Raw genomic sequence first — 17,266 nt, forward strand, 5'->3', positions numbered from 1 at the left:
GATACAGTCGGCGCATGACCACTCGCCACCGCGGGCTGCGGCGGCTGGGCTGGACGCTCGGGGGAGTCGCCGCGGTCGCGGCGATCGTTTCGATCGTGACCACGTCCACGCCGTGGCCGTCGGCCCTGCTCATCCGATCCGTCTTCGAGAAGGGCGCGGATGCCACCGTCGCCGAACTCAACCGGCACCAGTCGTCCACCCCGGTCACGGCCACGCTCGACGTGCAGTACGGCGACGGGTCGGCCGGCGGCAACACGACGCTCGACGCGTTCAGCCCCCAGGGCGGGGGCGGCGCGCTGCCGACCGTCGTCTGGGTTCACGGCGGCGCGTGGATCTCCGGGGCGAAGGAGAACGTCGACCCGTACCTGCGCATCCTGGCGGCGCACGGCTACACGACCATCGGCCTCAACTACACGATCGCGCCGGAGGCCGTCTACCCGACCGCGGTCGGCCAGCTCAACGACGCCCTGGCCTACATCCAGCGGCACGCGGCCGAGCTGCGCGTCGATCCCGACCGCATCGTGCTCGCGGGCGACTCGGCGGGCGCGCAGCTCGCCAGCCAGCTCGACGTGCTCACCACCAATCCCGACTACGCGCACCTGCTCGGCATCACGCCGGCGCTGCAGCCCCATCAGCTCGTCGGCACGGTGCTGCAGTGCGGCGTCTACGACCTGCGCCGGATGGCGGACCTCGATGGCATCGCCGCCTGGGGCTTCAAAGTGGCGCTCTGGGCGTACACCGGCACTAAGAGCTGGTCGTCGAGCTACGAGGGCACGACGATGTCGACCATCGACTTCGTCACCTCCGACTTCCCGGCGACGTACATCTCGGGCGGCAACGGCGACGGGCTCACCTGGATCGAGTCGATCCCGATGTCGCAGACGCTGCAGCGGGCGGGCGTCGACGTGACGACCCGGTTCTACCCCGCGTCGCACACCCCGGCGCTGCCGCACGAGTACCAGTTCCAGCTCGACTCCCCCGAGGCGCAGACCTCGCTCGACGACACCCTGGCGTTCCTCGCCCGGGTCACCGGCTGACGTTCCGCGCGAACGCCACGGCCTGCGATCGGTCCCCGCGCGATCGGTTGTGTTCCGAAATGCAGGAGCCGCGCGCGGGTGCGCCCGTGACCCCGGATGCCGCGGGCACCGAAGAGCGCCGATCTCCTGCATTTCGGAAGTCGGTCGGGGCGAGGGCGCGGCCGGCGGACGCGCGGCCGTCAGGCGTCGGGCTCGCGGGTCGCGCCGTCGGAGGGGCGCACCACGAAGGCGTCCGGCTGGCCGTAGCCGTGCTCGGCGAACGCGCCGTCGACGGCGACCCGCACCTGGGAGAGCAGTTCGTCGGGCACGAGCGCGATCGCGGATCCGCCGAAGCCGCCGCCCGTCATCCGGGCACCGAGGGCCCCCGCGTCGCGGGCCGTCTCGACCGCGAGGTCGAGCTGCGGCGTCGTGATCTCGAAGTCGTCGCGCATCGACGCGTGGGAGGCGTCGAGGGCCGCCCCGATCGAGCGCGGACCCTCCTCGCGCAGCAGCCGCACCGTCTCGAGCACCCGGGCGTCCTCGGTGACGACGTGCCGCACCCGGCGGAACGTCACGTCGTCGAGCACCGATCGCGCGCGGTCGAGGTCGCCGACGCCGACGTCGCGCAGGGCCACGACGCCCAGCTCGCGCGCGCCCCGTTCGCAGGCCTCGCGCCGGTCGCGGTAGTCGCCGTTCGCGTGCTCGTGCGCCTGCCCGGTGTCGATCACGAGCACGCTGAGGCCCGCCTGCTCGAACCCGAGCGGCACGATCTCCACCTGCAGCGAGCGGCAGTCGAGGAACACCGCGTGGTCGCGCCGGCCGAGCATCGACGCCGACTGGTCCAGGATGCCGGTGGGCGCGCCGACGAAGTCGTTCTCCGAGCGCTGCCCGGCCTTCGCGAGCGCCGGCCGATCGAGCCCCAGCCGCCACAGGTCGTTCAGCGCGACCGCGACGGCGCACTCGATGGCGGCCGACGAGGAGAGTCCCGCACCGCTCGGCACGGTCGAGTCGATGAGGATGTCCACGCCGGGGACCGCCCGGAGGTCGGCGCCCCGCGGCCCGGCGACGTCCTGGCCGAGCGCCCACGCGATCCCGAGCGGATACCGCGCCCAGTCGCCCTCGTCGCCGGCCGCTCGCACGGCATCCAGGTCCGGGAGCGACGACTCGATCCACGGCTCGTCGGGCGCGAAGGTGCTCGCCACCCGGATGCGGTCGTCGTCGCGCACGCCGACCGCGGCCACGGTGCGCCGGTCGATCGCGAACGGCAGCACGAAGCCGCCGTTGTAGTCGGTGTGCTCGCCGATCAGGTTGACCCGCCCCGGCGCCGACCAGAGGCCGTCGACCTCGCGGCCGGTCAGGGCGCGGAACAGCTCCCGCACGTCGTCGCGCATGTCGCTCATACGGTCTGGATCGCCTTCCGGATCAGCTCGGCCTGCCGCTCCGGTACGACGTCGCCGATCCACGCGCCCATCGCCGACTCGGAGCCGGCGAGGTACTTGAGCTTGTCGGCGGCGCGGCGCGGCGAGGTGAGTTCGAGGTGCAGCCGGATGGCGTCCCTCCCGTCATGCACCGGTGCCTGGTGCCAGCCGGCGATGTACGGCGTGGGGGTGTCGTAGAGCGCGTCGATGCCGCGCAGCAGGCGCAGGTACAGGTGGGCGAGCTCGTCGCGCTCGTCGTCGGTGGTCGCGGCGAAGTCGGGCACGTGACGATGCGGCAGCAGGTGGACCTCGAGGGGCCAGCGAGCGGCGAAGGGCACGAAGGCGGTCCAGTGCTCCCCCGCCAGCACGACCCGCTCCCCCGCGCGCTCGTGCTCGAGCACGCCGCCGAACAGGTCGCCGCCCGCCGCCGCGGCGGCCGCGAGCGTGCGCTGCATGCGCGGGGTGACATAGGGATAGGCGTAGATCTGCCCGTGCGGATGGTGCAGGGTGACGCCGATCGCCTCCCCGCGGTTCTCGAACGGGAAGACCTGCTCGACGCCCTCCAGTGCCGACAGCGCGGCCGTGCGCTCGGCCCACGCCTCGATGACGGTGCGCGCGCGACTCGGGGTCTGCGTCGCGAACGACCCCGTCGTCTCGGGGCTGAAGCACACGACCTCGCAGCGTCCGTACGCGGGTGCGGTGCGCTCGAAGCCGACGCCCGCGAGGTCGGCGACCCCGAGGTCCGGGCCGAACGACGGCGAGCGGTTCTCGAACACGGCGACGTCGTAGCGATCGGGGATCTCGCTGGGATTGGTGGGCGTCTGCGGGGCGAGCGGATCGGCCTCCGCCGGCGGCAGGACCACGCGGTTCTGCCGGGCGGCGGCGATCGAGATCCAGTCGCCGGTCAGCACGTCCTGCCGCATGGTCGCGGTCGCCGGTCGCGGATCGAGCAGGCGCTCGTCGATGCGTCGCTCGGGGCCGAGAACGGTGTCCGCGTCGTCGAAGTAGATCAGCTCGCGCCCGTCGGCGAGACGAGCGGCGCGCTGCAGGATGCCGGTGGCCACTCCCCGACGATAGCGGGTACGTGACCGGTCACGTCACCCCCGCACCCGTGCGACGTGCGACGGCCCGGGTCTAGGTGCTGAGGCCCGGCAGGCTCGTGAGCTGCGACGTGAGCTGAGCGGTGAGCACGATGCCCCAGACGACCCCGATGACGATGTTGAGCACGATGACGCCGATCGTCACCCAGATCGGCGCGAGACCACGCGGCCGCGCGACCTGATGCACGACGACCGACCGCCCGATCGTGTACACGACGCCGAGGAACGCGAACGCCCAATGGAACGGACGCACGACGCCCGCGCGCACGAGGGCCCGGTGGTCGAGGGCCGCGAACACGATGGCCAGCGCGTAGATGAGCATGCCGATGAGGAGGATGGCGACGTAGCCCGGCGTGAAGATCGAACCCGGGTCCACCGTCTGAACCCCGCCGATCTCCGTCAGCCGGAAGCTCGGCCGGTACAGGAACAGCGTGAGGCTCGACAGCACCGGCAGGAAGACGATCAGCCAGATGAACGGCGTGTACACGGGCGTCGTCGACGGCAGTGCCGGCCGTGGCGCGGCGGTCGCTGCGGCACCTCCCGGATGCGGCGCGGAGTACGAGGTCCACTGCGCCCCGTCCCACCAGCGGACGCCCGCCTGGCCGGTCGGATCCGCGTACCACCCCGGAGCCGGGGTCCCCTGTCCCTGCTGATCGGTCACCGCCCCAACCTAGCCCGATCATCCACGAGGATTGCTGCATGACGACCGTCGAGCTGACCCGGTTCCGGACCCATCCCGACCGCGCCGACGAGCTGCTTGCCGCACGCCCCGGCATGCTGGCATCGTTCGCCGCGCACCGGCCGGGATTCGTGCGCGCCGACCTCGTGCGGATCGGCGATGACGAGTGGCTCGACATCGTGCTCTGGGCGAGCCCGGACGACTTCGCCGCGTCGCGCGCGCGGGGCGGCGACACCCCGGAGGTGGCGGCGTTCTTCGCGCCGATCGCGGAGCTGGTCAGCGCCGAGGAGGGCACGCTCGCGGGCTGAGGATCAGGTCTTCGACACCCCGAGATCCTGCTGGATCTGCTCCAGGCTGCGCCCGCGGGCCTCGGGCACCTTCCACAGGAAGAAGAGGAACGCGACGACGGCGATCCCGGTGTAGACGAAGAACGTGCCCTGCCGCGTGATGGCCGAACTGAGCGTGAGGAACGTGCCGGCGACGATGAAGTTCGCGCCCCAGTTGACCATCGTCGAGACCGCCATCGACTTGCTCCGCACGCCGATCGGGTAGATCTCCGAGATCATGAGCCAGAACACGGGGCCGAGCCCGATCGCGAAGGAGGCGATGTAGAGCAGCAGGCCGCCGAGCGCGAGGAAGCCGGCATGGTGCTGCAACCACGGCGACGTGAAGTACACGCCGAGCAGGGCGAGGGCGATCGTCAGGCCGACCGTGCCGATGAGCAGCAGCTTGCGCCGGCCGATGCGATCCAGCAGCAGCACGGCGACGATCGTGAAGACCACGTTCGTGACGCCGACGAACACCGTCTGCGTCACCGACGAGCTCTTGGTCAGCCCCGTGTCGGTGAGGATCGTCGGCGCGTAGTAGATCACGGTGTTGACCCCCACGAACTGCTGGAAGAACGCGAGCGCGAGCCCGACCAGCACCAGCGGCCGGAGCGACTTGCGGAACACGTCGCGGATGCGGCTGTCTCCCTCGCGCTTGTTCTCCTCCTCGATGCCCTTCAGCTCGCCCGGGATGTCGGCCTTCGGATCACTGTCGCGCAGCCGTTCGAGCACGCCCTTCGCCTCGTCCTTGCGCGAGTGCTGCACGAGCCAGCGCGGGGTGTGCGGCACCGTGAGCATGCCGATCGCGAGGGCCGCACCGGGGAGCGCGGCGATGCCGAGCATCCACCGCCAGTCGCCGGGCACGTCCTTGAACAGGAAGTTGACGATGTAGGAGAGCAGGATGCCGGTGGTCACGGCGAGCTGGTTGAACGACACCAGGCCTCCGCGCGCCTTCGGCGGCGCGACCTCCGAGATGTACAGCGGCGACACGAACGACGCGGTGCCGACCGAGATGCCCAGCAGGAAGCGGAACCCGATGAGCATGGGGACGCTCACCGAGAAGGCGCACCCGAGCGCGGCGATCACGTAGACGCATCCGGAGACGACCTTCGTCCACTTGCGACTGAAGATGTCGGCCGAGAACGCGCTGATCGCCGCGCCCACGATCGCCCCGAGCAGCAGCACCGAGACGATCCACTCCTGCGCCGACGAGTTCGCGTGCAGGTCGCCCTTGATGTACAGCAGCGCACCGGAGATCACCCCCGTGTCGTACCCGAAGAGCAACCCGCCGATCGCGGCGATGATCGAGATGCGGACGAGGAGACCGTTGCCGCTGGTGCGCATTTCGTGGATGAAACCGGCCATAGGCCGATCGTGCGCGCCGGATCCGACGAGATGTCGAGTATCGAGCGGACTCACAAGCAGGGCCGTCCCGGTGCGACTCGACGGTCCGATAAGGAGGCATGGAGAGCGACCGACCCTGCAACGTGATCAGCCTCGGGGATGACGCATCGCGCCGTGGGCGGCGAATACCGTCGTCGGCGTGACGTCGTCGGCCCGGAGCCCGTGGCTCGCCGCATTCGGCGTGGCCGCGATCGCGCAACTGGCCCTCATCGTCTTCCGGCTCCCTCCCCTGTTCGCCGTCGTCTCGACCTGGCTCGTGGCACCCCTGCTCGCGATGTGGGTCTGGCGTGCGCGGGGGCCGAAGCTCCTGATCCTCGCCCTCGCGATGTTCTGGGCGGGCGACGTGCTGGGTAACCCCCGCCTGATCGGGCTGGGTCCCGGCGCCCTGTTCGTGAGCGTCGCGGCGTACGCGACGGCCGGTGTACTGTTGATCGTCGTGCTCGCACGGTGGGGTGCGATCGCCGCGATGCGCGAGACCGGCCGACGGTGGCGCGCGGGCTGGGGGGCGCTCATCCTCGCCGCTGCGGCGACCGCCCTGGCGATCTCGTGGTCCGACCTCGCTCCCGCGCTGCGGGCGTTCGGCGTCGCCTACCTGCTGATCGTGGTCGTCGTGGCGACGACCGCCTTCGTCGCGGATCTGTGGGCCGGCCTCGGCGCCACGCTCCTGTCGGCCTCCCAGTTGCTCGTCGTCCTCGAGATCGGGGGACGGATCGACGGGACGACGTCCGCGTTCCGGCTGGCGTACTGGGTGCTGTACCTGCTGGGCTTGTTCACGATCGCGATGCGCGTCGTGCGGCTGCGTGCCCCCGAGGTCAGCGGCCGGGAGACCTGACGGGGCGATCACGAGGGCGTTCTGGTGCCTGTTCGCGAACGCGGTGGCGCCTGAATCACGGCTCGCCGGCTTCAAGTACCCTGCTGGCGAACCCGCGGATCCGTGGCCCGTGAGAAGGCGATGCGGATGCCGACCGGACGAGCTGTGCCCCTGGAGGGACTCGAACCCCCAACCCTTTCCTTAGGACGGAACTGCTCTTCCATTGAGCTACAGAGGCGGGCCGGTCGAGTCTACCGGCGGCGCCGTCGCAGCAGCGTGGCCGCGGCGAGCGCCGCGATCGGGATCGGCATCCAGAACTGCACGAGCCGCCACGCCGTGACGGCGAGCACCGCGCGACCGCCGGGTACGCCGAGCCCGACCAGCACGGGCACGAGCACCCCCTCGACGATGCCCACGCCGCCGGGCGTGAGCGGCACGGCGTTCAGGATGGCGGCGAGCCCATAGGCGAAGAACAGCGACGCGATCGGCAGTCGCTCCCCGAACGCGGCGAGCAGCACGCCGAGCGCGGCGGCATCCGCGAGCCAGTTCACGCTCGCCCACAGCGCGACCGCACCGAGCCGCCGTCGGTCGGCCGAAGCGGCGGCGATGACCGTCAGGGTCGAGTCGACGAACTCGACGACCGCTGCCGACCGCGCCGCACCGAGCGGGCGGGTGATGCGGGCGAGCAGCACGAGCGCCGGGCGGCGCAGCAACGTGAGACCGATCAGGCCGACCGCGCAGCCGACCAGGGCGGCGCAGCCGATCAGGCCGACCGTCCAGGTCAGGCCATGGGGCGCGCCCGCGGCGACCGCTCCGCGGTCCAGGCCCGACAGCAGGCCGGAGGAGCCCAGCATCCCCGCGCCGAAGATCGCGGCCAGCGCCTGGTTCGAGACGACGCCCTCGACGACGATCGCCCCCGTCGCGGCCGCCGCCGGCGCTCCGGCGAGGACGAAGAGCCGCACCCGCGCGGCCAGCGCCGGCGCCGCACCGAACGGCAGGGTGTTGCCGATGCCGACGCTGATCAGGTCGGCCCGCAGCACCGTGCCGAATCGCGGCCGCACCGCGAACGGGAACGCGTGCCGGGTCAGCAGCGCGAACGCCGCGAGCGAGATCAGCTCGAGCACGACGCCCGCCGTCACGAGCGGCGGCGACACCGTTCCGACGGCGCGCAGCGCCCGCGCCGCCTCGCCGAACTGCGGCACGATGACCGTCGCGATGAGCACACCGGCGACCGGCACGAGCGCGATCCGGATGCCGGCCAGCGCGACCCGACGTCGCCGGCGCCCGGCGTGAGGCGCGGTCGTGGCCGCGGGGATCGAGGTGGCGTTCGTGCGGTCAGGTTACGGTGCGCACCCGCGCCGCGTCACCTCACGGGCCGAGCCGCGCCGGACTACCGCGGAGGCGCGTAGAGGAACTCGACGGTCGACGGGCTGATCACGCGCTGGTCGTACTCGTGACGACCGCCCATGTTGTACTCGTCGATCACGATCTCGCCGCTCTGCAGGATGCCGGAGACGTACGCGACGTGATTCTGGCCGGGGAACCAGGCCACCGCGCCCACCTGCGGGGTCGTGCCGGTCGCCCAGCCGTGATTCAGCCACGCGGCCTTCCACTGGCTGGCGTTGCCGCCGCTCGGGGTGAGCTGGCTCCAGGTCCACACCCACGGGCCGTTGGCGCCGGCTCCGGCATCGCGGTTGAGCCGCCATGCGACGAAGTCGACGCACTCGCGGTAGTAGTAGCCGAGCGGCGACAGGCCGCCGCCCTGGTTGCGCGAGAGCTCCGACGGCCACGGGTAGTCGTTGCCCTTGGAGGCGGAGCCGGAGGCGAGGAACGCCCCGAGGTTCTGCTGCCGAAGGGCGCTTGCGTAGAGGGCGCGCAGATCCTCGGCGCTCGTCGCGCTGTAGGAGTCGCGCTTCACGGCGCTGGCCTTGTCGAACGAGGTGCCGCTGACACCGAGTGCCTGAGCACCGTGCGCATGCGGCGCGACCACGGCGACGCCGCCCGATCCGCTGTCGGCGTAGGCCGGGAGCGCGACACCGGCGAAGAGTCCGCCGACGAGCACCATGACCCCGGCGGCTGTCAGGCGCTCGCGCAGCTTCTTGCCCTGGCCACCGGGGGCGGCCTCGAGCCGCGCCTTCTCGGGCCGGCTCGCGCGCGCGGGGCGATCGCGCGGCGCGCGGTTCGCGTTCACGGAGGCCTGCGCCTCGCGCAGGGCACGACGCGAGGTCGGCGCCTCGACGGCCGGCAGCGTGAAATCGGGTGCTTCGTAGTCGGCGGGAGGCACCGGCACCGCGGGGACCGCGATCACTGCCGGGACGACCGCGGCGGACGCGGCCTCGGTGGACGAGGGCGCGGCGTCGAAGAGGGCCGCGAACGCATCGACCACCGGGATGGACGCGGTCGACGCGGCCACCGCATCCGGAGCCGTCGCGGGCGTGGGCTGGGCCACCGCCTGCAGGTAGCCGCCGGCGGCACGCATCTCGCGACGCGAGCGGTACACCGCAGCGGCGGGCTCGGTGACCGGCACCGGGCTCGCGGCCGCACCGGCGAAGGGGTGCACAGACTCGGTGGAGCCGGACGTCATCGAGTTCTCGTCCGTCGATCCACCGAAGAGAAAGGCCAAAGGATCTGGCGTCTCACGGTCCGTCAAAACATAGCCTCCGGGTTGGCGACTCGACCGAGGCTACGCGACGCGGAGGCGATTGTCACGTTGAGATAACGGGATGTCGCCCCGTCGGGCGCATGCGGATGCATAGTCGAGCGAGGCTCGTCTCGTCAGGCCGCCGGAGCGAGGAATTCCTCCCACTGCGGCAGCGACCGCTCGACCCCGCGCACGAGCCAGGCGGTGCCGTACGGGGCGTGCGGCTGGTGCCGCAGCGTCCACCCCATCTCCTGCGGTGTCCGGTCGCCCTTGACGTTGTTGCAGCGCAGGCAGCACGCGACGAGGTTCTCCCAGCTGTCGGCGCCGCCGCGGGAGCGCGGCATGACGTGATCGATCGTGGATGCCGAGGCGGCGCAGTACGCACAGCGCTGCCCGTCGCGGCGCAGCACCCCGCGCCGCGACACCGGAACGGCCCGTCCGGTGGGCACCCGCACGTAGCGCCGCAGCAGGATGACCGACGGCCGGTCCCACTCCCCCGCCGCGCTCAGCACGGGATGGGCCTCGTCGCGCGCCAGCAGCGTCGCCTTGCCCTCGAGCACGAGCACCAGCGCTCGCTTGAACGACACGACGGCGAGCGGCTCGTAGCCGGCATTGAGAACCAGGGTGCGCATGCGGTGCTCCTCTCGAAAGCGCCCGCACGGCTTGCGGGCATTCGATGCCCCGACTCGCCGGATGCCGGGAGGAGCACACAGAAAAGGCGCCGTCGCGAACGACAGCGCCTACCTGTTCCGGACGTGACAGTGCACGACCGGCTGGATGCTGTGCCATATGCGGAAGCACGCGCGGGCATCCGTGGTGCGGATGCTGCTCGTGGACCGCATGGGCTCTCCTGGTTTCCTCGTCGCCGAGGTCACCAGGCTAGCCGCTCCTTGTTAACCAGAGGGAGAACGACATGCGCGCGCTCCGCCGTCGCGCTCAGATGCCGGCGCGGACGAAGTAGTGGTTCGTCGTGTAGATCGCCTGGATCGACACCGTGCGGCCCGGGTACGGGGCGTGGATCATCATGTTGCCGCCGAGATAGATGCCGACGTGGCTGCCGGTGTCGAACACGACGATGTCGCCAGGCACGGCCGCGCTCGGCGCGATCCGCGGCAGGGCGCCCTGCGCGCGCGACGAGTGCGGGAGTGCGACACCGAACTGCGCGTAGACGTACTCCACGAATCCGGAGCAGTCGAAGCCGGCGGGCGTGGCCCCGCCGTAGACATAGGGCACGCCCTGATACTTCTGGGCGACCGCCGCGACGGCGGCGAGGCTGAAGCCGGGGTACGGCGGGTGCGCGAGCAGCTGGCTCACGGACGGCCCGTTGTAGAGGCGGGCGCGGGCGGCCATCTGCGCCTTCAGCTCGGCGCGACGCAGCTCCGCCGCCGAGGTGGCCGAATAGGCGTCGCGCGCACCGACGCTCAGGGCCGCGGCATCGACGACGGTCGTCTGGGCGCCTGCCTCCTTGAGCTTCTCGAGCTGGGCGGAGGCGGCGGCACCGGCGGACGACGCCGGGGGCTTCGTCGCGGCGTACGCGGGCAGCGCGACCGTGCAGAAGATCGCCGGAACGGCGACCGCGACGACGGCCAGGTTGAGCCATCCCGGACGGACCCGGGTGCGGGTGGATGCCGGGGTACGGGAGGCGAGGGCGGTCGTGGGGTTCGAATCGGCGGCTCGGGTGCCGCTGTTTCCAGAAAGCAAGGAGGTCTCCTCGCGTCTCGGCCGCTCTCGGGTCCGGCCCCATCCCTGTCGTATGTCACGTCGCGCTGCAGAGGATGGGTGAACGAGACGCCCTGCAGTGCGGCCTCCGACCGGCATGCGTGGCCGAGAGGACCCGTCGAGCCTAAGGGAGGTGCCACCCCTTGTCACATCGACGCGGCGGGATGAGGAGAATCTCATCCCAGATGTAGGGGTGGAGGGCCCATGGAGGCCCCAGATCTGGGGTGGTGCCGCGAGGGCTCAGGCCGCGATGTAGACGTGCTGCGCGACTTCGGACGGCAGCTCCAGCCCGTCGCCGAAGCCCTCCACCTGCACGAGCACGTAGGAGCCCGCGGCCGAGACCTGCGCCGTGGCACCGGGCACGACTCCCGCCGATTGCAGCTGCGCCAGCAGCTCGGGCTCGAACTGCACCGGCTCGCCGAGACGCTTGATCGTGCCGGTGACCGTCGCGGGGCTGCCCGCGGTGCGGTCGACGATGTTGACGACGCCCTCGAGGAAGCGGCCGGCGGGCGCATCCCCGAGCTCGTCGAGGGCGGGGATCGGGTTGCCGTAGGGCGACTCGGTCGGGTGATCGAGCAGCTCGAGCAGGCGGCGCTCCACCTGCTCGCTCATCACGTGCTCCCAACGGCAGGCCTCGTCGTGCACATAAGCCCAGTCCAGGCCGATGACGTCGGCGAGAAGCCGCTCCGCGAGCCGGTGCTTGCGCATGACGTGCAGCGCGCGGGTGCGGCCCTCGGGCGTGAGCTCGAGGTGACGGTCGCCCTCGACCCGCACGAGGCCGTCGCGCTCCATGCGCGCGATCGTCTGCGAGACGGTCGGGCCGGAGTGACCGAGGCGCTCCGAGATGCGCGCGCGCAGGGCGGTGATGCCCTCCTCCTCGAGGTCGAGGATCGTGCGGAGGTACATCTCCGTCGTGTCGACGAGATCGGTCATGCGTGCTCCCGGCGCCCGAGGGTGGAGCCCGGACGGATCAACCCTAATCGCCTTCTAGACTCGACACGTGGCGCTCGAGATCCCCGCAGACCTCCTCCCCGCCGACGGCCGATTCGGATGCGGCCCCTCCAAGATCCGGCCGGAGCAGCTCTCCCACCTGCAGACGCACGCGGGCCTTCTCGGCACCTCGCATCGCCAGGCCCCCGTCAAGGATCTCGTCGGCCGGGTGCGCACCCGCCTCGCCGAGCTCTACGCCCTCCCGGACGGATACGAGGTCGTGCTGGGCGACGGCGGCTCGACCGCGTTCTGGGACGCCGCGGCCTTCTCGCTCATCGAGCACCGCAGCGAGAACCTGACTTTCGGTGAATTCGGATCGAAGTTCGCCGCCGCAGCGGCCGCGCCGCATCTCGAGGCGCCGCACGTGGTCACGGCACCCGCCGGGTCACGGGCGGACGTCGAGGTGCTGCCGGGCATCGACGTCTACGCGTGGCCGCACAACGAGACCTCGACCGGCGTCATGGCCCCGGTGCGCCGGGTGCACGGCGACCCGGGAGCGCTCACCGTGGTCGACGCGACGAGCGCGGCGGGCGGCGTCGCGATCGACACGAGCCAGGCCGACGTCTACTACTTCGCGCCGCAGAAGAACTTCGCCAGCGACGGCGGGCTGTGGTTCGCCCTGGTCTCGCCGGCCGCGGTCGAGCGGATCGAGCGGATCGCGGCATCCGGGCGCTGGATCCCCGAGTTCCTGAGCCTCAAGAACGCTCTCGACAACTCGCGCCTGAACCAGACGCTCAACACCCCGGCGATCGCGACCCTGCTGCTGATGGAGGGCCAGCTCGACTGGATCGCCGCGAACGGCGCTCTGGCCTGGGCCGACGCCCGCACGAGGGAGTCCTCGGGCGTCCTCTACGACTGGGCCGAGGCATCGCCTGCCGCCACGCCGTTCGTCGCCGATCCGGCTCACCGTTCGCAGGTGGTCGTCACGATCGACTTCGACGAGTCGATCGACGCGGCGGCGGTCGCGAAGACCCTCCGCGCCAACGGCGTCGTCGACACCGAGCCGTACCGCAAGCTCGGCCGCAATCAGCTGCGGATCGCGACCTTCACCGCCATCGAGCCGGACGACGTGCGCGCCCTCACCCGCTGCATCGACTTCGTGCTCGAGCACGCCGAGGCGCCGACCGCATGAGGCTCTGGGTGCGCGCGGAGGATCGCCGGCCGACGCCGGAACCCGTCCGCACCGACGACCGCAAGGCCGTGCTGAGCGGGATGGTCGTCTGGATCCTGGCGCTCGGCGGCCTACTGCTGTTTCTTCCGGCGCTGCTGGCGGCGCACGGCGCGTGGTGGCTGTGGACCGTCCTCGTCGGGCTCGGGATCGGCGTCGTGCTGCTGATCGTCACCCACCTCCGCCAGCCCTAGATCGGGCTCGCCGAGATCGAGTTCGAGCTCGACGGCGTCGCCCTCGCCGACCTCCGGGTCGGCCAGGTGGCTCTCGAAGTCGATGCCGTCGTCGGGGTCGTCGCCCAGGTCGTCGAGCTCATCGAGGTCGTCGACGTCATCGTCATCGTCGACGTCGTCATCGTCTGCGGCGTCGTCACCGGATGCCGCGGCCACGTCCGTCTCGCCGCCCTCGGTCTGCGCCGCGCGGTACTCCTCGAGCCGCGCCGACCACGGCACCCACTCCGGCGCGAGCAGCGCCCCGTCGCCGGGCAGCAGCTCGACCTCGAGCACCGTGGGCTCCAGGCCGTCGACCTCGGCAAGGCTGACGGTCCAGTGCCATCCGGGGTAGCCGAGCATCGTCGCCGCGAACGTCAGCGTCACCACGCCGTCATCGGCCTGCGACCGACCGGTCGCATCGCCGACCGTGGCCGCCGGCGTGATCTCCAGCAGCGCCTCGCGCGCGAGCCGCTCGTCCCGCTGCTCGCGCGTCATGATGTCGATCACGAGTCCAGGTCGTCCGCGACCTTGCGCAGCACGGCCGCGATCTTGGCACCGTGGGCGCGGTCGGGGTACTTGCCGCGACGGAGCCCGTTGCCGATCCCGTCGAGCAGCGTGACGAGGTCGCCGATCACCACCGCCATGTCGTCGGCCGAGCGGCGGTTGATCTTGCTGAGGCTCGTGGGGGTGTCGAGCACGCGCACCGAGAGCGCCTGCGCGCCGCGCTTGCCCTGGGCGACGCCGAACTCGAGGCGCGAACCCGATCGCACGGTGGTGCCGGCGGGCAGCGCGGAGGCGTGCAGGAAGACCTCCTCGCCGTCATCGGATGCGATGAAGCCGAAGCCCTTGTCCTCGTCGTAGAACTTGACCTTGCCGGTGGGCATCGCCCGACCTCTTCCTCGATCTCGGCCGCAGCCCGGGCCCTATCCTGGTGCGATGGCCAAAAGCACCGCGGTACCGCTCAATCGTACCGAACGTGTGCTGGCTTTCGTCCTCGCCGCCGTGACCGGGCTGACCATCGTCGCGATCGTCGCCCTGCTCGTCGCCCGAGCGGCGCACGTCGCCGACCTCGGCTCCGGCGTCTGGCCGGTGGTGGCGATCCTGCCGCTTGTCGGATTGCCGGCGGCGCTCGTGCTCGCCATCGTCCTCATCGTCGTCATGAACACCCGCAGGCGCCGACTCGATGCCGGCCAGTAGCGGCTCGGCGCTCGGCCTCGCCGCGCGACTGCGCGGGCTCGACGACGCGGCCCTCGCTCGGCTCGTGGCGGCGCGCGGTGTGCGCGCGCACGGCATCGACGACTTCTTCGACCTGGCCGAGGCGCTGCTCGATCGCGGGTCGGTCCAGGCCGCCCTGCAGCGGCTCGACCGTCCCGTGCTCGCCCTGCTCGCCACCGCCGGCGAGCTCGCCGCGACCGAGGGGGCTCCGACGGCCGTCCGCCTCGCCGAGGAGCTCGGCGCGACGGTCGACGAGGTGGAGCAGCGGGCGCGCGTCGCCGAGGACGTCGCGCTGCTCGGGGTCGAATCCGGCCGATACGCGCCCTGGGATGCCGTGGTCGAGCAGCTGCGCGCGTGGCCGGCGTTCGGCCTGCCGACGCGTGAGCACCTGATCGCCGATCCGCCGCCCGCCGCGCTCGAGCCGGTGAGCGAGACCGACGCCCGCTTCGTCGACCGCGGCGCGGCCGAGCGTGCGTTCGCCACGACCACCACGGTGAGCGAACTCCTCCGCGCCCTCGACGCGCAGCCGGCACGGCAGCTGTCCCGCGGCGGGGTCGCCCTGCCCGACGGCCGCCGTCTCGCGGCCGCCGCCGGCATCGAGGGCGACACCGTCGACCGGCTGCTCGACGTCGCCTCCCGCGCCGGACTCGCTCGGCTCGACGGCGGCAGCTGGATCCCGGATGTCGATGCGGCCGGGTGGCTGCGGCGACCCCGCCTCGAGCGCTGGGCCCGGCTCGCCGGCGCGTGGCTCGAGCGACTGCCCGACGACCTGCTCGTCCTGCTGCGCAGCCGGGCCCACGCCCAGTGGGGCGAGGGCCTTCTCGACTTCGTCGCGTGGCTGTTCCCGGCCGGCGGCGACTGGGTGCGCGATCGCGTCATGGTCGTCGCGCGGGAGGCGGAGCTGCTGGGCCTGCTGAGCGGGGCGACGCCGTCGACCGCGGGGGCCGCGCTGCTCGTCGACGGGGAGGAGGCGGCATCCGAGGCGATGCGCGCGCTGTTCCCGACCGAGGTCGACCGCATCTACCTGCAGCCGGATCTGTCCGCCATCGCGCCCGGTCCGCTCGTGGCGGAGGTCGACGACCGCATGCGCCGCATCGCCGACGTGGAGACGCTCGAGCTCGCCTCCACGTACCGCGTGAGCGAGGCGAGCATCACCCGGGCGCTCGTCGCCGGCGAGACGGTCGACGGCATCCGGGACTTCCTCGCGGCGACCTCGCTCACGGGTGTGCCGCAGCCGGTCGAGTACCTGCTCGACGACACGGCGCAGCGGTTCGGGAGCCTGCGGGTCGGCGCGCTCGACCCCGGTGTCGTGCAGGGGTCGCTCTCGTACGTGCGCGCCTCCGACGCGGCGCTGCTCGAGCCGCTCGCCGTCGACCCCGCGCTCGCGGCGCTCGACCTCGTCCGCGACGGGAACCGGCTGCTGTGCCGCTACACCGAGGAGGTGCTCTACGACGCGCTCGTCGAGGCCCGGTACGCGGTCGTCACCGAGGATGCCGTGGGCACGATCGTCCCGCCCCCGCGTCACCGTCGCGCGGCCGGTGAGCGGGTCACGAGCGACGACACCGCGGTGCTGCTCGTGCAGCACGTGCGCAGCGGTGCCGCCGCCGAGCCCGCCGACACCGGACGCGCGTGGCTCGAGCGGCAGCTCGAGCTCGCGGTCAAGAACCGGATGACCGTGGTCGTGAGCGTGCGGCTGCCCGACGGCAGCGACGTGGAGTACCTGGTCGAACCGGCATCCCTCGCGGGTGGACGGCTGCGAGCACGGGATCGCCGCGCCGACATCGAGCGCACCCTGCCCGTGTCGTCGATCACCGCCGTCACGCCGCGCTGAGCGGGTGGGAGCGGCCGAGGAGCCGGATCCGCCGCGGTCTCGAGGCCTAACGCCGGCCCTACCCCGCCTTCCCAAGACCGTACGTGTAGCTACCGCTGGACCAGTTCATCGTCGCGTTGAAGTAGTACCCACTGAAAGTTCCATCGCCGTTGTCCTTGTTCGCAACGAAGCAGTTGAACGTGGTCGTCTGATCCGTGAGGTCGTCGGTTGAGCCGCTGACGGGATCACACGTCGCGCTAATGATTGGGCCATCCAGGACGCCCTCCGTCACGTCCTTTTGGGCCATCTCCTTCACCGAGTTCTCAATCTCCGTAACTGATTCCTTCCGACTTTCGCGCTCAGCATCGTCCTTAGCTTTCTGATCAGCGGCTTTCTGCTCCGCGAGCTCCCGCTTATGTTTGGCCGCGCTCGCCGCCACGGCTGCGGCTGCTTGAGCGTCGTGGACCACTACTGCGGTCGTAATTCCTCCAGCGACCAGGATCAGGAGAACGATCCCAAGGGCGATCGCGGCACGAAGATGTTTGGATAGCCAATTCCGTGGTGCAGCGGTCACCGATTCCCTTGGCGTGGTGTCGACAGCCGTGGGCTCCAGAGGCGGCGCGAGATCGGCGACAAGTCGCGGTTTCGTCGCAGACTCGAGGACCTGTGCTTCAGACTCAGCGTCACGCGCTAGATGTACCGGGTCAGCACTTTGGTGTCAGTCGGCTGATCGGGGGTTGGCCGTTGAGGGCTGAGT

18 protein-coding genes and 1 tRNA gene are annotated in these 17,266 nt (G+C 71.6%); 6 read left to right on the top strand and 13 right to left on the bottom strand.

Going from position 1 to position 17,266, the window contains the following annotated elements; genetic code table 11:
* The first annotated feature begins 14 nt into the window (after nt 1-14).
* Nucleotides 15-1,037: an alpha/beta hydrolase gene (locus ABD285_RS16150; protein ID WP_344203516.1), complete on the top strand. Its 1,023-nt coding sequence runs from the start codon at nt 15-17 to the stop codon at nt 1,035-1,037.
* A 179-nt stretch (nt 1,038-1,216) separates the two neighbouring features.
* Here the strand turns inward: ABD285_RS16150 and galK are convergent, their stop codons facing one another.
* The 3 genes from galK to ABD285_RS16165 all read right to left on the bottom strand — a co-directional run bounded on the left by galK (nt 1,217) and on the right by ABD285_RS16165 (nt 4,195).
* Nucleotides 1,217-2,416, bottom strand: a complete 1,200-nt coding sequence (gene galK / locus ABD285_RS16155) for a galactokinase (RefSeq protein WP_284254604.1) — start codon at nt 2,414-2,416, stop codon at nt 1,217-1,219.
* The gene (galT, locus tag ABD285_RS16160; RefSeq protein ID WP_344203519.1) at nt 2,413-3,498 is read right to left on the bottom strand and encodes a galactose-1-phosphate uridylyltransferase; all 1,086 of its coding nucleotides are present in this window, start codon (nt 3,496-3,498) and stop codon (nt 2,413-2,415) included. The genes galK and galT overlap by 4 nt, the downstream gene beginning before the upstream one ends.
* A gap of 70 nt (nt 3,499-3,568) precedes the next feature.
* Complete coding sequence (locus ABD285_RS16165) at nt 3,569-4,195, bottom strand: DUF2510 domain-containing protein (protein ID WP_284254603.1); 627 nt, start codon at nt 4,193-4,195, stop codon at nt 3,569-3,571.
* Nucleotides 4,196-4,233: 38 nt separating this feature from the next.
* Here ABD285_RS16165 and ABD285_RS16170 point away from each other — a divergent pair, with 38 nt between their 5' ends.
* A complete protein-coding gene (locus ABD285_RS16170) occupies nt 4,234-4,521 on the top strand; it encodes an antibiotic biosynthesis monooxygenase (RefSeq protein ID WP_284254602.1) in 288 nt (95 codons plus the stop codon).
* A gap of 3 nt (nt 4,522-4,524) precedes the next feature.
* Here the strand turns inward: ABD285_RS16170 and ABD285_RS16175 are convergent, their stop codons facing one another.
* On the bottom strand, nt 4,525-5,904 hold the full coding sequence (locus ABD285_RS16175) for a sugar porter family MFS transporter (RefSeq protein ID WP_284254601.1): 1,380 nt from the start codon (nt 5,902-5,904) through the stop codon (nt 4,525-4,527).
* 178 nt (nt 5,905-6,082) lie between these two features.
* On the opposite strand from ABD285_RS16175, the gene ABD285_RS16180 reads away from it, so the two are divergent.
* Nucleotides 6,083-6,775: a hypothetical protein gene (locus ABD285_RS16180; protein WP_344203525.1), complete on the top strand. Its 693-nt coding sequence runs from the start codon at nt 6,083-6,085 to the stop codon at nt 6,773-6,775.
* A gap of 145 nt (nt 6,776-6,920) precedes the next feature.
* On the opposite strand, the gene ABD285_RS16185 is transcribed toward ABD285_RS16180, so the two are convergent.
* The 6 genes from ABD285_RS16185 to ABD285_RS16210 form a co-directional block, all read right to left on the bottom strand.
* Nucleotides 6,921-6,992 (bottom strand) — tRNA-Arg (locus tag ABD285_RS16185).
* Between the two features lie 13 nt (nt 6,993-7,005).
* Nucleotides 7,006-7,992 (bottom strand): lysylphosphatidylglycerol synthase transmembrane domain-containing protein, encoded by a 987-nt coding sequence (locus ABD285_RS16190; RefSeq protein WP_284254599.1) that lies wholly within the window; start codon nt 7,990-7,992, stop codon nt 7,006-7,008.
* A gap of 152 nt (nt 7,993-8,144) precedes the next feature.
* The gene (locus ABD285_RS16195; RefSeq protein ID WP_284254598.1) at nt 8,145-9,338 is read right to left on the bottom strand and encodes a CHAP domain-containing protein; all 1,194 of its coding nucleotides are present in this window, start codon (nt 9,336-9,338) and stop codon (nt 8,145-8,147) included.
* 191 nt (nt 9,339-9,529) lie between these two features.
* Nucleotides 9,530-10,027: an HNH endonuclease gene (locus ABD285_RS16200; RefSeq protein ID WP_284254597.1), complete on the bottom strand. Its 498-nt coding sequence runs from the start codon at nt 10,025-10,027 to the stop codon at nt 9,530-9,532.
* Between the two features lie 304 nt (nt 10,028-10,331).
* Nucleotides 10,332-11,096 carry a C40 family peptidase gene (locus ABD285_RS16205; protein ID WP_284254596.1) on the bottom strand — a complete coding sequence of 255 codons (765 nt, stop codon included), beginning with the start codon at nt 11,094-11,096 and terminating at the stop codon, nt 10,332-10,334.
* Nucleotides 11,097-11,354: 258 nt separating this feature from the next.
* Nucleotides 11,355-12,047: an iron-dependent transcriptional repressor DtxR gene (locus tag ABD285_RS16210; RefSeq protein WP_284254595.1), complete on the bottom strand. Its 693-nt coding sequence runs from the start codon at nt 12,045-12,047 to the stop codon at nt 11,355-11,357.
* Between the two features lie 67 nt (nt 12,048-12,114).
* Here ABD285_RS16210 and serC point away from each other — a divergent pair, with 67 nt between their 5' ends.
* Nucleotides 12,115-13,236 carry a phosphoserine transaminase gene (gene serC, locus ABD285_RS16215; protein WP_344203528.1) on the top strand — a complete coding sequence of 374 codons (1,122 nt, stop codon included), beginning with the start codon at nt 12,115-12,117 and terminating at the stop codon, nt 13,234-13,236.
* 110 nt (nt 13,237-13,346) lie between these two features.
* Here serC and ABD285_RS16220 read toward each other — a convergent pair whose 3' ends face one another.
* Nucleotides 13,347-13,991 carry a DUF3027 domain-containing protein gene (locus ABD285_RS16220; protein ID WP_344203531.1) on the bottom strand — a complete coding sequence of 215 codons (645 nt, stop codon included), beginning with the start codon at nt 13,989-13,991 and terminating at the stop codon, nt 13,347-13,349.
* Complete coding sequence (locus tag ABD285_RS16225) at nt 13,988-14,368, bottom strand: cold-shock protein (RefSeq protein WP_284254592.1); 381 nt, start codon at nt 14,366-14,368, stop codon at nt 13,988-13,990. Before ABD285_RS16225 ends, ABD285_RS16220 begins: the two co-directional genes overlap by 4 nt.
* Nucleotides 14,369-14,420: 52 nt before the next feature.
* Between ABD285_RS16225 and ABD285_RS16230 the strand changes: the two genes are divergently transcribed.
* Both ABD285_RS16230 and ABD285_RS16235 read left to right on the top strand, forming a co-directional pair.
* Nucleotides 14,421-14,681, top strand: a complete 261-nt coding sequence (locus ABD285_RS16230) for a hypothetical protein (RefSeq protein ID WP_284254591.1) — start codon at nt 14,421-14,423, stop codon at nt 14,679-14,681.
* Nucleotides 14,668-16,530 carry a helicase-associated domain-containing protein gene (locus ABD285_RS16235; RefSeq protein ID WP_344203533.1) on the top strand — a complete coding sequence of 621 codons (1,863 nt, stop codon included), beginning with the start codon at nt 14,668-14,670 and terminating at the stop codon, nt 16,528-16,530. The genes ABD285_RS16230 and ABD285_RS16235 overlap by 14 nt, the downstream gene beginning before the upstream one ends.
* 58 nt (nt 16,531-16,588) lie before the next feature.
* Here the strand turns inward: ABD285_RS16235 and ABD285_RS16240 are convergent, their stop codons facing one another.
* Nucleotides 16,589-17,083 (bottom strand): DUF2510 domain-containing protein, encoded by a 495-nt coding sequence (locus ABD285_RS16240; protein WP_344203536.1) that lies wholly within the window; start codon nt 17,081-17,083, stop codon nt 16,589-16,591.
* Nucleotides 17,084-17,266: the final 183 nt, after the last annotated feature.

It is taken from the genome of Pseudolysinimonas kribbensis, from assembly GCF_039531715.1.
Classification (GTDB): Bacteria; Actinomycetota; Actinomycetes; order Actinomycetales; family Microbacteriaceae; genus Pseudolysinimonas; species Pseudolysinimonas kribbensis.